Origin of the sequence: Streptomyces sp. NPDC086077 (genome assembly GCF_040686175.1) — a bacterium.
Taxonomy (GTDB): Bacteria; Actinomycetota; Actinomycetes; order Streptomycetales; family Streptomycetaceae; genus Streptomyces.
Map to the genome: position 1 here is coordinate 1 of NZ_JBFBJT010000020.1, position 12,977 is coordinate 12,977.

The following is a 12,977-nucleotide window of genomic DNA, read 5'->3' on the forward strand; positions in this document are numbered from 1 at the left end:
GATCCTCGGGCGTCGATCAACTGGTGCCTGTCCCTGGCAACAGGTGAGGGCAAGAGTCCGGTGAGATCAGGCTCCGTTGCCCGCCCGCATCACCGTGAGGGACACCTCGGAATCGTTCCCGGCCACGGGCACCTCCCCGCCCGTCCACCCCACCGTCAGCTGGTCACGCTCGTCCGGCGGGGTCACCAGCAGCGATGCCGGAGTGGCCGTACGGGCGCCGGTGAGCTCGGCGCTGGTGTACGACAGGCCGGACCAGGCGGCGTCGCCCGGCCCCAGCGTCACTCTGGCGGGACCGCCGCCCTCGCGCACCGGGTCGGGACCGAGCTGCCTGCCGGAGGCGTCGACGAAGGCGGCGCCCGGATAGCCGAACAGGGTGCAGGTGCGCGGCGAGGTGTTGGTCAGCACGATCGGGAAGTTCCGCTGGCCGGCGCCCGGGTCGGCGCGGCCGAGGGAGGCGCGCAGGTCGGTGGTGTGGCAGCGGGTGCCGCCCGTGCCGGGCTCGGCGGCCGTGGCGGCGGGGCCCGTGGAAGTCGCCGCCTCGCCGGGGGTGCCCGGCGCGCTCGCGGACGCGGCGTCCGTGCCGGGCGGCGGCTCCTGCGGCCGGCCGTCCGCGCCGCCGGTCGTGCCGCCGCATCCGGACAGCAGGCCCAGCACCGCGACCGCGCTGACGAGGAGCGCCGGGCGGCGCGCCGTGGGGGAGCGCAGCGCGGACGGGGCCGTGGACGTCATGTTCCTCACCACTCCCGGACGTTCGCGGATGCGTGCGTACCTTTGCTTGTGCCCGGGGCCCGGCGACAGATGCGGCGGGCGCCGGGCAATGGCGCCCCAAGGTCGGCGCACCGGGGTCCCGCGTGGCTCACTCCTCGTCGAGCAGTGCCAGTTCCGCCCAGATCGTCTTGCCCTCGGGTGTGTGCCTGCTGCCCCAGCGCTGGGTGAGCTGGGCGACCAGGAGGAGGCCGCGCCCACCCTCGTCCCAGGTCTTGGCGCGCCGCAGGTGCGGTGCGCTGTGATTGGTGTCCGACACCTCGCAGATCAAAGTGACCGTGTCGTGGATCAGCCGCAGGCGGATGGGGCGGGCGCCGTACCGGATGGCGTTGGTGACCAGCTCGCTGACCACCAGCTCGGTGGTGAACCCTGCCCCCTCCAGCCCCCAGACGCCGAGCTGCTCGATCACCTGCCTGCGCACCGGGGCGACCAGCGCCGGGTCGGCCGGGATGTCCCAGGTCGCGACCCGCGAGGCGGGCAGCCCCTGGGTGCGGGCCAGCAGCAGGGCGACGTCGTCGCAGGCGCCGCCCGCCGGCAGCAGCTGGTGCAGGATCTGGTCGCAGGTCACGTCCAGGGTCGCGGCGGTCCGGGACAGGGACTCGCGCAGCAGCCGGTGGCCGGCCTCCGCGTCCCGGTCGGGGGACTCGACCAGTCCGTCGGTGAAGAACGCCAGGACGGTGCCCTCGGGCAGATACAGCTCGGCCGTCTCGAAGGGCAGCCCGCCGAGGCCCAGCGGTGGCCCCGTCGGCAGCTCGACCTCCTCGGCCGTACTCCCCGGCCGCACCATGAGCGGGGCGGGATGCCCGGCCCGGGCCAGCGTGCAGCGCCGCGACACAGGGTCGTACACCGCGTACAGACAGGTCGCCCCCACCTCGCCCGGGCTGCCGTCCGTGCCGGCCTCGTCGGAGAGCCGCAGGACCAGGTCGTCGAGGTGGGTGAGCAGCTCGTCGGGGGCGAGGTCGATGTCGGCGAGCGTGCGCACGGCCGTACGCAGCCGTCCCATCGTGGCGGAGGCCTGGATGCCGTGGCCGACGACGTCGCCGACCACCATCGCGACCCGCATCCCGGACAGCGGGATCACGTCGAACCAGTCGCCGCCCACCCCGGTCCGTGCCGCCGGCAGGTAGCGCGAGCACGCCTGCACGGCCGCCGTGCTCGGCAGTGACTGCGGAAGCAGGCTGCGCTGCAGGGCGAGGGCGGTCTCGCGCTCCCGGGAGTAGCGGCGGGCGTTGTCCATGCAGACGGCGGCACGTGCCGTGATCTCCTCGGCCAGCAACTGGTCGTCCGGCGTGAACGGGTCCGGGCGGCGGAACCGGATGAGAACCGCGACGCCCAGGGTCGTACCGCGCGCCCGGATCGGCACGGACATCATGGCGTGGACGCCGTACTGCCGGATCCACTCCCTGCGGGCGGTGTCCCGGCTCAGCCACTGGGTGAGGGCCTCGGCCGGCAGGACCGCCGCCGTCGTCCGGCCGGACAGCAGGGAGTCGGCCTGCGGCGAGGTGGCGGGGTAGGTGTCCAGTTCGCCCGGCCGCACGACCGCCTCGGGACTGCCGGGCCCGACCGGTCGGTGAGCCGCCCGGCGCAGCGTGATCGGCGCGGTGAGCGGGCCGGTGGCGGTCTCGCCCCCGGGCTCGGGCGGGTCGAGCAGGTCGACGCTGACGAAGTCGGCGAGCCGGGGCACACAGACGTCCGCCAGTTCCTGCGCCGTCCGGACGACGTCGAGGGTGCTGCCGATCCGGCGGCTCGCCTCGTTGACCAACTGGAGCCGTTCGCGGGCGAGGTACTGGTCGGTGAAGTCGTGCACGGCCACGCTCACCCCGCGCACCCGCCCCGCCTCGTCCCTGATCGGCGCCATCCGGGCCAGCCAGGCGTGCATCAGACCGTCCTCGCCTACCGGGAGATAGGTCCGGATGTCGTGCCCCACGCCGGTGGTGAGCACGTGCCGCAGTTGCCGTTCGATCTCCTGGCCCTGCAGCCGGCCGCTGAGCTCGGGCACGCGCAGGCCGCGCACCCGCTCCTCGGGCAGCCCGACGAGCGAGGCCAGGGCACCGTTCATCCGGTACAGCCGGAGGTGATCGTCGTAGATCGCGACGGCACAGGGCGACTGGATCAGCTCGGCCCGGTCCAGCGCACTGCTCTCCGGGCGGGACCGGGCGCTCTCCAGCGGGCTGACGACCAGCCATTCCCCGCCACCGCCGTCCGGGCCGGGCCGCCGGTGGGCGAGCAGCCAGACGGACACCGTGCGGCCGTCCTGGCGGCGCAGAGTGAGGGTGCCGTCCCAGCGCGGACCGTGGGTCGTGGGCGCCGGACCCTGGACGAGCCGCGCGGCGGAGCGCCCGACGACCTCGTCCGCCGTCCAGCCCAGCAGCCGCCGGGCACCTTCGCCCCACTCGGTCACCCGGCCCTCGGCGTCGATGACGGCCCGGGCCGTGGCAGCCTCGTCGAACGGGTACTCCGGGGTCATCGTCGTCACTCCATCGCGCATACGCACAGTGAACAATCGAGCCACATCGGTTCCAGCGTAGTGTGTGGCGGTCCCGTGCGAATCCGGTCGCCGGCCGCCTGGCGCCAGGTCAGAAGCTGTTCGTCCGTGACACCTTGTGAGTGCTTCGGCACGTCATCGGCCACGGGTGACCCGTCTCGCCCGCATTCTGAGCGTCCTCCGTCCGTCCGGTACCGTCTCCTGGTCCCTCTGAGCTGGTGGTATTTACGGTCGAGTACCCTGGCGGTACCTTGAGGACATGCCAGCCCTCAACGTGGAGTTCAGTGAGCGTGAGCTGGAGGACCTGCGGCAGATCGCCAAGGAGCGCGGTACGTCGATGAAGGCCCTCGTGCGTGAGGCGGCCGCTGCCGACATCGCGCGCCATCGGGCGCTGCAGGAGGGCGCCGAGGCCTTCCGCCGGTTCTTCGCCGCCCACGCGGACGAGTTCGCGGACGCCTTCCCCGACGACGAGCCGCCCGCCGGTGGCGAGGGACGGGCCGCCTGAGAGATGGCACCCGTCCTGCACATCGACGTCCCCTGGCTCCTCCAGCGGCACGAGGAGGTTTTGCCGGACCAGCCGACGATCAACGACTTCTCCGCCCTGGTCGCCGCCGTCGCCCGGCACCGCGTCGACCCGCCCCGCCTCGGTGTGAACTCCGACCCCGCCTGGCGGGCCGCGGCCCTGCTGCACACCCTCGCCCTGCTCAAGCCCCTGCCCTCGGCCAACGCCCGCTTCGCCTGCGCGACCGCCGTGGCCTACATGTTCGTCAGCGGCGTCGGCGTCGACCCGCCCTCCGGGGCCCTGGTCGGCCTCACCCGCGACCTGATCGACGGCAGGACGGACGCGTACGGGGCGGCGGACCGGCTGCGGTCCTGGCAGATCTGACGCCCGGGTACCACGCGGGCGTACGGGAGTTTCACACGCGGCGCTCGAAATGGCGAATGGCGAGCCACGCGCAAGAGTTGCCGCCGAATTTTACTTTCTGTCAGTGGTGGGTATGTTGCCCAACCGCCTTGTTGGTCCAGAGCGAGCTGTGCAAAGGTGAACCCTCCGGCGGGGGGTAATGGCCGGGCGCACGCGCACAATTCACGCCCCTCGCACCCCGTGAAAAGGGTACGCACCAACCAGGCCGCCCTTTTTGACGGACAGAACTCCTGTGTCACCTTGCGTGGGAAGGAATCCGCTCAGTGCCCACCCCCCACCCCCCTCGTCCGCCTCACCCGCCGGCGGGCGGTGATCCGGCCGAGTCCGACGTCGCCCTCGCCGCCCGGCTGACCGGCGCCCCGGACGTCGAGGTCGCCCATTCCACGGCGCTGCTGCTCGCCCGCCACTGGCAGTCGGCCCACGACTACGCGGTGATCTGCCTCGCCTCCTCGACGGGCATCGCGTCCATGGTCACCTCGGCGGCCTTCCACCAGGTCTTCGACCGTCTCACCCTGGGGGAATCGGGCGAGGCGCTGCGGCCCCGGGTGCTGGTGACCGTGCGGGACGTCGTCCGGCTGTGGTCCGCGGAGGAGCGAATAGCGGGGGCACTGCCGGAGTTGCGGAAACCGGCCGGTGGGCGGGGTATGCGCGCCGCCAAGTCCATGACGCCGGAAAACCGCAAGCTGGCCGAACGCGCATTCCAGAGTCTTCCCGGAGCGGCCCGCACTCTGCTGTGGCACCACGAGGTCGAGGCGGAGCCGATCACCCTCCCCGCCGGTCTGCTCGGCACGGACACCGACACCGCGTCGGCCATCCTCGAACAGGCCCGGGACAAATTCCGCGAGGGCTGTGTGCGGGCCCATCAGGAACTCGCGCCGTCCAAGGACTGCCGCTACTACAACCGTCTCCTCGATGTCCCGATCCGCCGTGGCGGCGCCCTGCTGCCGGACGTCCAGCAGCACCTCGTGGAGTGCCGCTACTGCCGTGACGCCGCCGAGCAGCTCAGCCACTTCGAGGGCGGGCTGGGCGTGCTGCTCGCCGAGGCCGTGCTCGGCTGGGGCAGTCGCCGCTATCTCGACTCCCGGCCCGGCCGCAACCAGCACCGGCCGCGCACCCGCGCCGCGGCCCGTCGCAGCCGCGCCCGCCGCGTGGAGCGGCACGGCATCCTGGCCCGCCTTCCCGGCATGACCGGGCGCTCCTCCCGGGCGCTGCGCACGGGAGCGGGCATCGCCTCCGCCGCCCTGCTCGGCACGCTCCTCGCCACCAGCCTGTCGTCCTACGACGGTGACACGGACCCCACGGCCTCCGCGGGCGCCACCGAAGGCACTGACGGCACCGAGTCGGTGCCCGGCACCGGCACCCAGGCCCAGCCCACTGCCCCCGGCACCGCCCAGCTCCCGAACGCGCCCCGGCAGACCCGGCTGCGCAACGCCGAGAGCGAGCTGTGCCTCGACATCCGCGGCGAGGTCGAGGAGGCGGCAGCGGCCGTACTGGAGGCGTGCTCGCCCGAGCCGACCCAGCAGTGGTCGTACGAGACCGACGGGCAGTTGCGCAGCGTGGCCGACCCCGAGCTGTGCCTGGATTCGCACGCGGACGCCGGTGTCGTCATCCTCGGCGCGTGCGCGGGGGAGTGGGACGGGCGCGCGAACGATGTGCGCTACGACCTCACCGTCCAGGGCGAGTTGCTGCCGCGCTGGGACGAGCAGCTCGCGCTCTCCGTCACGACGGGCGACCCGGGCGCCGACATCGTCGTTAAGGTCCGCGACGGCTCCGACGACCAGCGGTGGCTGACCGATCCGCAGACAGCCGGCGCGGGCTCGTTGTCGGTCGCCGAGACGACCGACGCGTCGGCGCGGCAGGCGGGGCTGGGGAGCGGGGGCTAGACCCTGGCGTCACACTGCCGTCGTCCGCCCTTGAGGGCGCACCTGACGCCGCGCGGCCAAAGGGAGTTCGACAAGGGCGCGACGACACCTGGCGGACGCGTCCGTGTGCCCGCTGGCCCTGACCGGCGTCGGCGCCTGCCAGGGCGCGACCGCCGCCCGTGCGGCGGTCAGGCGGGTCCTTCCACGACGTCGGCGGGACCTATGGTCGCGGGGGTGGCGTGGCCCGACAGGGCGAGGGTCAGGTCGAGTTCGGCGAGCAGGCAGCGGATCACGTGCTCCACGCCCCCCTGGCCGTCGAGCGCGAGACCGTAGACGTAGGGCCGTCCGACCAGGACCGCCCGCGCACCCAGGGCCAGCGCCTTGAAGACGTCGTCCCCCGTGCGCACCCCGCTGTCGAACAGCACCGTCAGCCGGTCACCGGCCGCCGCCACCACGCCGGGCAGCGCGTCGGCCGCCGCCACGGAACCGGCCACCTGGCGCCCGCCGTGGTTGGACACCACGACGCCGTCCATCCCGGCGTCGGCGGCCTGCCGGGCGTCGTCCGGGTGCAGGACACCCTTGAGGACGATCGGGCCGTCCCAGTTCTCCCGCAGGAACGTCAGGTCCGGCCAGGTCTTGGCGGGGTCGGCGAACATGCCGACGAAGTGCATGACCGCCGCGTTGGGATCCTCGTGCACGGGCTTTGCCAGGCCCGCGCGGAAGGCCGGGTCGGTGAAGTAGTTGGCGGTGCCGACACCGTGCAGGAACGGCAGATACGCCTGGTCCAGGTCGCGTGGCCGCCACGCCAGCAGCGGCGTGTCCAGGGTGACCACCAGGACGCTGAACCCTGCCGCCTTCGCCCGTCCGAGGAAGCTGCGGGTCACCTCACGGTCCTTGGCCCAGTACAGCTGGAACCAGCGCTCGGCGTCGCCCATCGCCCTCGCGACCTGCTCGATGGGCGTGCTGGAGGCAGAGGACAGTACAAAGGGCACGCCCTGCGCGGCGGCCGCCCGGGCGGCGGCGCACTCCGCGTCCGGGTGCATGATCGACAGCACCCCGACCGGCGCCAGCGCCACCGGCGCGGGCAGGGCGCGGCCCAGCGCCTCCACCGACAGGTCCCGCTCGTGCACGTCCCGCAGCATCCGCGGCACGATCCGGCGGCGGCGCAGGGCCGCCCGGTTGGCGCGGGCCGTGCTGCCGTCGCCGGCGCTGCCCGCGACGTAGCCGACGGGTCCGGGTCCGAGCCGCTGCTCGGTGAGCTCCTCCAGACGGGTCAGGTCGGTCGGCAGCCGCGGCACGGCTCCCGTCATCCCGTTCAGATAGATCTCGTACTGGAAGTCGGCCCAGTGTTTCGCCATCGCCAGGTCCCCGCCCTCTCGCCGTCGAGCCGCGTCGTCCCGACGATACTGGCGAGTAAGGGCAGGTCCGTCCAGCGGTGCGCCTCACTCCTGGGCGACCGACCGGTGCAGGATCGTGGCCAGTTCGCGGGGCCGGGAGTACATCGGCCAGTGCCCGGTGTCCATCCGCACCAGCTCCCAGTGCTCACCGGCGAGCAGCACCCGCGCGGCGCCCAACGGCTCCTCCCCGTCGAGCAGGCACTTGATGTACGTCGCCGGGAGCTCGGCCAGGGAGCCGGACAGGACCGCCGGCTCGGTGAGCGTCGCACCCGGGTGCGGGGTCGAGTCCCGCACGATCCTGGCGATCTGGTCGTCCGTCAGGCCCTGGCCCGCGTAGTCGTCGGGGGTGAGCGGCGGCCAGCGGCCGTCGTTCTTCTCGATCGTCGCGCGCACATGGTCGCTCGGCCACCCCGACAGGAAGGACTCCCCGTCGACGGGCACACTGGCGTCCACGAACACCATCCGGGCCAGCCGGTCGCCGATCCGCTCGCCGGCCTGGCCGACCGGGATGCCGGAGTAGCTGTGCCCGACGAGCACGACGTCCCGCAGATCCAGGCGCTCGACCTCGTCGACGATGTCCTGGACGTGCGTCTGCTGCCCGGCCGGCTCGTCCCTTCTCCCGGCGAGGCCGGACAGGGTCAGTGGGCGCACCCCGTGGCCGGCCCCGCGCAGTTCCGCCGCCACCTCGTCCCACGCCGAGGCGCCCAGCCACGCACCTGCCACAAGCACGAATTCGGTCATGGCGGCAACGTAGCGCGTGGCACCGACAAGCTGCCCGGGGACGGCGGCCAGGGGGTCGGTCGGGCAGCGCCGGCGACTCCAGCGGAAAAGCGCAAAGGGCAAAACGGACCGCGCCCAGAGTGCATCCGGAATGTTTCAGGCCGATTAAGGAACTGCGGAAATCCAGCCATTCGGCCATGTGGGTGATCAAGAACGGCACCTTCACGCGGTTGTAACGTTCGAATTCCGTGACTTCGCGCCACTGTTTCAATACGCAAGGTTACTGAAACGCATGGGGTCGAGGTGAGTTTCGGCGGCGGACTAGGCAGACTCGCCGTCGCCGGTCGGGCACCAACCACGCCCACTCCGGCACGACACGCAATCAAGCGGAAGGATGCACACAATGCGGAACCCCGCGCGCTGGGCAGCGACCTTCGGCCTCACGGCCGCCGCCGTCTGCGGACCCCTGACCGGAGCCGCGCACGCCAGCCCCGCCGCCGATCCGGCCTCGCTCTACGCCCCGTCAGCCCTGGTGCTCACCACGGGCCACGGAGAGAGCTCGGCCACTGTCACCCCCGAGCGGGCGGTGACGCTGAGCTGCGCCCCGAAGGCGTCCGGGACGCACCCGAACACCGTCGCGGCCTGCGCCGAACTACGCGGCGCCGACGGGAACCTCGACGCCCTGGAAAGTAGAGGCGGAGTGTGGTGCACCCGTGAGTACGACCCCGTGGTCGTCCGGGTCGACGGTGTCTGGCAGGGCCAGTACGTCTCCTATGAGCGCACCTTCGCCAACGAGTGCGTGAAGAACTCGTACGGAACGAGCGTCTTCGCGTTCTAGGACCGGGATCGCCGGGCCCCCGTGAATGCCGCGAACGACCCGCAGTTGGGGAGTGCGGGCCGTCGTCGCGGGGGCCCTGGTGGGTCTCGCCCCAGGGGTCGGCCGGGCGGAGTGGGGCCGCCCGCCGACCCCTGGGATCACTCGTCGGGCCGCTGGGCCCGGGCCCGGTGGCTGGTGTCGCACCAGGGGTAGCGGCGACTGCGCCGGCAGGTGCACAGCGCGACCCGGAAGCGGTCGGAGGAGACGGTCGTACCGTCCTCCAGCTCCACTTCCACCGGCCCCTCCACCAACAGGGGCCCGCGGCGCTGGACGGCGATCCGGCGCGGGGTGTCAGACGGGGAGTTCGGCACGGACCACCACCAGCTCTTCCTTGTCCTCGGTGGCGGACAGCAGCCCCCGCTCCCGCAGCCACCCTTGTCTCTCCCGCAGCACGGGACCGAAGGCGATCCGGCGCCGGCGCGTCAGGCTCGCCTTCAGGCCGGCGGCACGCAGCAGCGTCAGGGTCCGCTCGGGCCCGCTGAGGGCCGAGTGGACGACCAGCAGGACTCCGCCCGGGCGCAGCAGGGCGGGTGCCTCCCGGCAGATGCGGTCCAGGATCAGCCGCCCGTCGTGGCCCGCGTCCCACGCCCGGGCCGTGCCGCGCGGCGCTGAATCCGGGTCCGGGTCGGGGACGTACGGCGGGTTGGCCAGAATGACGTCGAACGTCTGCCCGCGCACGGGATCGAAGAGGTTTCCGCGCAGGATGCGGACCCGCAGTCCGGACAGCCGGGCGTTGATCCGGGCCGCCCAGACCGCGCGTCGTGACACGTCGACGGCCGTTACCCGCAGGCCCCGGCGCGCGGCGTGCAGCGCCAGCGCCCCACTGCCGGTGCCGACGTCAAGAACGTCCGCACCCGGTGGGAGCGGCTCCTCGGACAGGGCCTCGGCCAGCAGGTCTGTGTCTTCTTGAGGCGTGTAGACGCCGGGTGGCACCAGTGGGTTCACGTCGACCAGGTACCCGCGCATTCAGAAAATATGGGAAGTTTCGGGTGGAAGGGGTGGGGGAAGCGGTGTCCGGAGCGACGATCTGCCCGCCTGCCAGTCGGTGAGCAGCCGCTGCGCGAGCCGGTCCTCGGCATACCCGGTCGCGTCGATGCCGAAGGCGACGTCCCGGGCCAGCTGCGGCTCCTCCGCCAGCAGACCGCCGATGACGTCATGCCGTACGACCTGCTCGTGCACGGCGTCGGCCTCGACGTGCTCGTCGTAGAAGTGCTCGGCGGCCGGGCCGGCCCCGGTCCTGCGCATGGCCTCGGCGAGCCGCCGGGAGCCCGGCGACGAGGTGATCTCCACGGCGGCGAAGTGACCCACCAGGGCACCCCGCAGCGACCGGTGCAGGCCGAACAGGGACATGAGGTTCACCGTGGTGAGGAGTTCGGCGCAGGCCGCGTCCAGGTAGTGCCCGTACGTCGTGTCCAGGCCCAGGTCCGTCATCAGGTGGGCGAACAGCAGGGCGTGGACGCGGTCCGGGCGGCCGCCGCCGAACTCGTCGAACTCCACCGCCGCCATCCCCGCCTTGGCCCTGCCCCACAGCCGGGGCAGCACCCAGGCGTGCGGATCCGCCTCCTTGAGGTGGTACAGCGAGCGCTGCGCCGCGTACTCGCGCACCTGCCACAGCTCGCCCTTGTCGCGCAGGAAGTGGCTGACCCCGGTGCCGTCGACCGGCTCGACGAGGATCTCCGCGAGCGCGTCGTCGACGTCGTCGTGCACGGGGGTGTCGGCGCGCAGGGCGGACAGGAAGCGGTCCTCCAGCGCGGCGCGGACGCCCAGCAGGCCGGGGTCCCACTCACGGTCGTCGGGTACGCCCGCGAAGCCGCGGTAGTGGAGCTCGTAGCAGAGGTAGAGGGCGAGCTGGAGGTCCTCGCCGTACGGTGCCGCGCCCGCGACCTCCCCGGGGCCGGGCAGTGGGCCCGTGCCCCGGAGGTACTCCATGACCGAGGCGGAGAGGGGGCCGCGGGCGGACGGCAGCCGTGGTTCCTGATGGTCGTGCGTCATGCGGGACCGAGTACCCGCGTGACGCCAAGGCTCCCGTCCGACCGGCACCCGGTTTCGCGGGTTTCCCGAGCCCCATGAGGGCCATCAGTGATCAACTGCACGCTGAAGCCGCCACCCGTGCCGCCCGGTCCGTGGTGGGGGCTGCACGGATGGACGCGAGCGTCAGGACGTGGCGGACGCGAGCCGCAGCGGCACCGGGTCCGGCGGTGCGGTCTCCTCGCTGAGCCGGCTGACCTCCGCCCACCAGGACGGGCCCTCCTCGATGTGCCGCAGCAGGACGCCCTCGCGGATCGCCCACGGGCATACGGTGACGTTCTTCAGCCCGGTCACCTTCATGGCCGTGTGCCCGATCACCGCCCCGGCCAGGCTCTGCCCGGCGCGTGGCGCGGAGATGCCCGGCAGTTGGGCCCGCTCGGTGGGAGGCAGGGCGGCCAGCCGGGTCATGGCGGCGCGCAGGTCGGCGCGCCGCAACTCCCGCTCGACGAAGGGCCCTTCACGCCCGGGCACGGCACCGCACAGCCGGCCCAGCTGCTGGAAGGTCCGCGAGGTGACGACCGCCGACCGCGGCCCCTCCCAGCGGATCCGCGCGCCGACGTCCCGCAGTTGGTGCCGCACCTTGCGGCGCAGCGCCTTCACCTGGTCCTGCGACGGGGCATGCTGTACCGGGAAGAACTCGTGCGTCAGCCGCCCCGCGCCCAGCGGCAGCGAGGCCACGAAGTCCGGCAGGCGCCCCCGTCCGAACGCCACTTCGAACGAGCCGCCCCCGATGTCCAGCAGCGCCAGCGGCCCCGACCGCCACCCCATCCAGCGCCGCGCCGCCAGGAACGTCAGCTCGGCCTCCACCTCGCCTGGCAGTGTGCACAGCTCCACCCCGCTCCGGGCCCGGACGGCGCGCAGCACCTCCAGCCGGTTCGGCGCGCTGCGCACGATGGTGGTGGCGAAGGCCAGCGGCCCCGCCGCACCCCACCGCTGCGACGTGCGGCTCGCCTCGGTGACCGCCTCCGCCAGTCGTTCCGTGGCCTCCTCGGGGATCGCCTCCCCCGTCTTGACGTGCTCGGACAGCCTCAGCCGCCACTTGGCGGTATGAACCGGCAGCGGAACCCCGCCCTGCGCGTCCGCCACCACCAGCCGGACCGTTCTCGACCCCACGTCCACCACACTGATTCGCATGGACGGGCGAGTACCCGCTCGCGACCCCCTCCAACTGCCTCCGCCACCCGTGCGCCGTCCGGAGTGCGCCCGTACGCCGGACGGGCGCCGTCTCCCTGATGGCGGCGGCCCTCGGTCCCTCGGCTGCCCCCGCGGGGGGCCGTCCGTCAGGGTCTTGCGGGACAAGGGAGCCACTCCAGGGAAGGGTGTTCGCGAGACAATGACTTCGTAAACGAAACTGTTTCGTACACATCGATCATCGAAGGAACTGGTCATCATGCCCGCCGACCTCACCGGCACCTACCTGAACCTGGACGACGGCCGCCCCGCGATCCGCTTCGGCCGCACCTACGACCACCCGGTGGAGCGCGTCTGGCGCTTCGTCACCGACCCCGACGAACTCGCCGAGTGGTTCCCGTCCCGCGCGGAGATCGAGATGCGCCCCGGCGGCCGCGTCACGTTCGGCGGCGACCCCCACATGGAGGACTCCACCGGTGAGGTGATCGCCGTGGACCCGCCCCGGCACCTGTCCTTCGACTGGGGCGGCGACGAGGTCCACTTCGACCTGGAGGAGACCGACGGCAACAGCACCCGGTTCACCCTGACCAACGTGCTCGACGCCGCCGACACCGCCGCACGCAACGGCGCCGGCTGGGAGGTCTGCCTGGCGGCGCTGGACGCCAAGGCGCGCGGGGAGCGCTTCGAGGAACCGCACGCGGGGTCGGACGCGCACTGGAAGGGCTTCTACCAGGGCTACGTCGACGCGGGTGTCCCGTCGGGAGCCCCGATTCCGGGACAGCCCTGA

At 72.9% G+C, this 12,977-nt stretch carries 13 protein-coding genes; 5 read left to right on the forward strand and 8 right to left on the reverse strand.

The features are described 5' to 3' along the window. Positions 1-66 precede the first annotated feature (66 nt). Positions 67-729: a DUF4232 domain-containing protein gene (locus AB0O67_RS08695; protein ID WP_365447635.1), complete on the reverse strand. Its 663-nt coding sequence runs from the start codon at positions 727-729 to the stop codon at positions 67-69. 127 nt (positions 730-856) lie between these two features. Then, positions 857-3,232, reverse strand: a complete 2,376-nt coding sequence (locus AB0O67_RS08700; protein WP_365447753.1) for a SpoIIE family protein phosphatase — start codon at positions 3,230-3,232, stop codon at positions 857-859. 277 nt (positions 3,233-3,509) lie between these two features. Between AB0O67_RS08700 and AB0O67_RS08705 the strand changes: the two genes are divergently transcribed. The 3 genes from AB0O67_RS08705 to AB0O67_RS08715 all read left to right on the forward strand — a co-directional run bounded on the left by AB0O67_RS08705 (position 3,510) and on the right by AB0O67_RS08715 (position 6,058). Continuing rightward, complete coding sequence (locus AB0O67_RS08705; protein WP_365447637.1) at positions 3,510-3,755, forward strand: hypothetical protein; 246 nt, start codon at positions 3,510-3,512, stop codon at positions 3,753-3,755. Between the two features lie 3 nt (positions 3,756-3,758). After that, positions 3,759-4,136, forward strand: a complete 378-nt coding sequence (locus AB0O67_RS08710) for a toxin Doc (protein WP_365447639.1) — start codon at positions 3,759-3,761, stop codon at positions 4,134-4,136. Positions 4,137-4,438: 302 nt separating this feature from the next. Further along, on the forward strand, positions 4,439-6,058 hold the full coding sequence (locus AB0O67_RS08715) for an RICIN domain-containing protein (RefSeq protein ID WP_365447640.1): 1,620 nt from the start codon (positions 4,439-4,441) through the stop codon (positions 6,056-6,058). Between the two features lie 167 nt (positions 6,059-6,225). Here AB0O67_RS08715 and AB0O67_RS08720 read toward each other — a convergent pair whose 3' ends face one another. Both AB0O67_RS08720 and AB0O67_RS08725 read right to left on the reverse strand, forming a co-directional pair. Further along, positions 6,226-7,395 (reverse strand): lactate 2-monooxygenase, encoded by a 1,170-nt coding sequence (locus tag AB0O67_RS08720; RefSeq protein WP_365447641.1) that lies wholly within the window; start codon positions 7,393-7,395, stop codon positions 6,226-6,228. An 84-nt stretch (positions 7,396-7,479) separates the two neighbouring features. Next, entirely contained in the window at positions 7,480-8,175 is a 696-nt protein-coding gene (locus tag AB0O67_RS08725) for an alpha/beta hydrolase (protein WP_365447643.1), read from the reverse strand. A 382-nt stretch (positions 8,176-8,557) separates the two neighbouring features. On the opposite strand from AB0O67_RS08725, the gene AB0O67_RS08730 reads away from it, so the two are divergent. Continuing rightward, positions 8,558-8,992 (forward strand): protease inhibitor, encoded by a 435-nt coding sequence (locus AB0O67_RS08730; RefSeq protein ID WP_365447645.1) that lies wholly within the window; start codon positions 8,558-8,560, stop codon positions 8,990-8,992. Positions 8,993-9,129: 137 nt separating this feature from the next. On the opposite strand, the gene AB0O67_RS08735 is transcribed toward AB0O67_RS08730, so the two are convergent. The 4 genes from AB0O67_RS08735 to AB0O67_RS08750 all read right to left on the reverse strand — a co-directional run bounded on the left by AB0O67_RS08735 (position 9,130) and on the right by AB0O67_RS08750 (position 12,193). Next, a complete protein-coding gene (locus tag AB0O67_RS08735) occupies positions 9,130-9,342 on the reverse strand; it encodes a CDGSH iron-sulfur domain-containing protein (RefSeq protein WP_365447647.1) in 213 nt (70 codons plus the stop codon). Then, positions 9,323-9,997 (reverse strand): HemK2/MTQ2 family protein methyltransferase, encoded by a 675-nt coding sequence (locus AB0O67_RS08740; RefSeq protein WP_365447649.1) that lies wholly within the window; start codon positions 9,995-9,997, stop codon positions 9,323-9,325. Before AB0O67_RS08740 ends, AB0O67_RS08735 begins: the two co-directional genes overlap by 20 nt. Next, positions 9,998-11,023, reverse strand: a complete 1,026-nt coding sequence (locus AB0O67_RS08745) for an iron-containing redox enzyme family protein (RefSeq protein ID WP_365447651.1) — start codon at positions 11,021-11,023, stop codon at positions 9,998-10,000. A 162-nt stretch (positions 11,024-11,185) separates the two neighbouring features. Then, the gene (locus tag AB0O67_RS08750; protein WP_365447653.1) at positions 11,186-12,193 is read right to left on the reverse strand and encodes a Ppx/GppA family phosphatase; all 1,008 of its coding nucleotides are present in this window, start codon (positions 12,191-12,193) and stop codon (positions 11,186-11,188) included. Positions 12,194-12,449: 256 nt separating this feature from the next. Between AB0O67_RS08750 and AB0O67_RS08755 the strand changes: the two genes are divergently transcribed. Beyond that, complete coding sequence (locus AB0O67_RS08755) at positions 12,450-12,977, forward strand: SRPBCC family protein (protein WP_365447655.1); 528 nt, start codon at positions 12,450-12,452, stop codon at positions 12,975-12,977.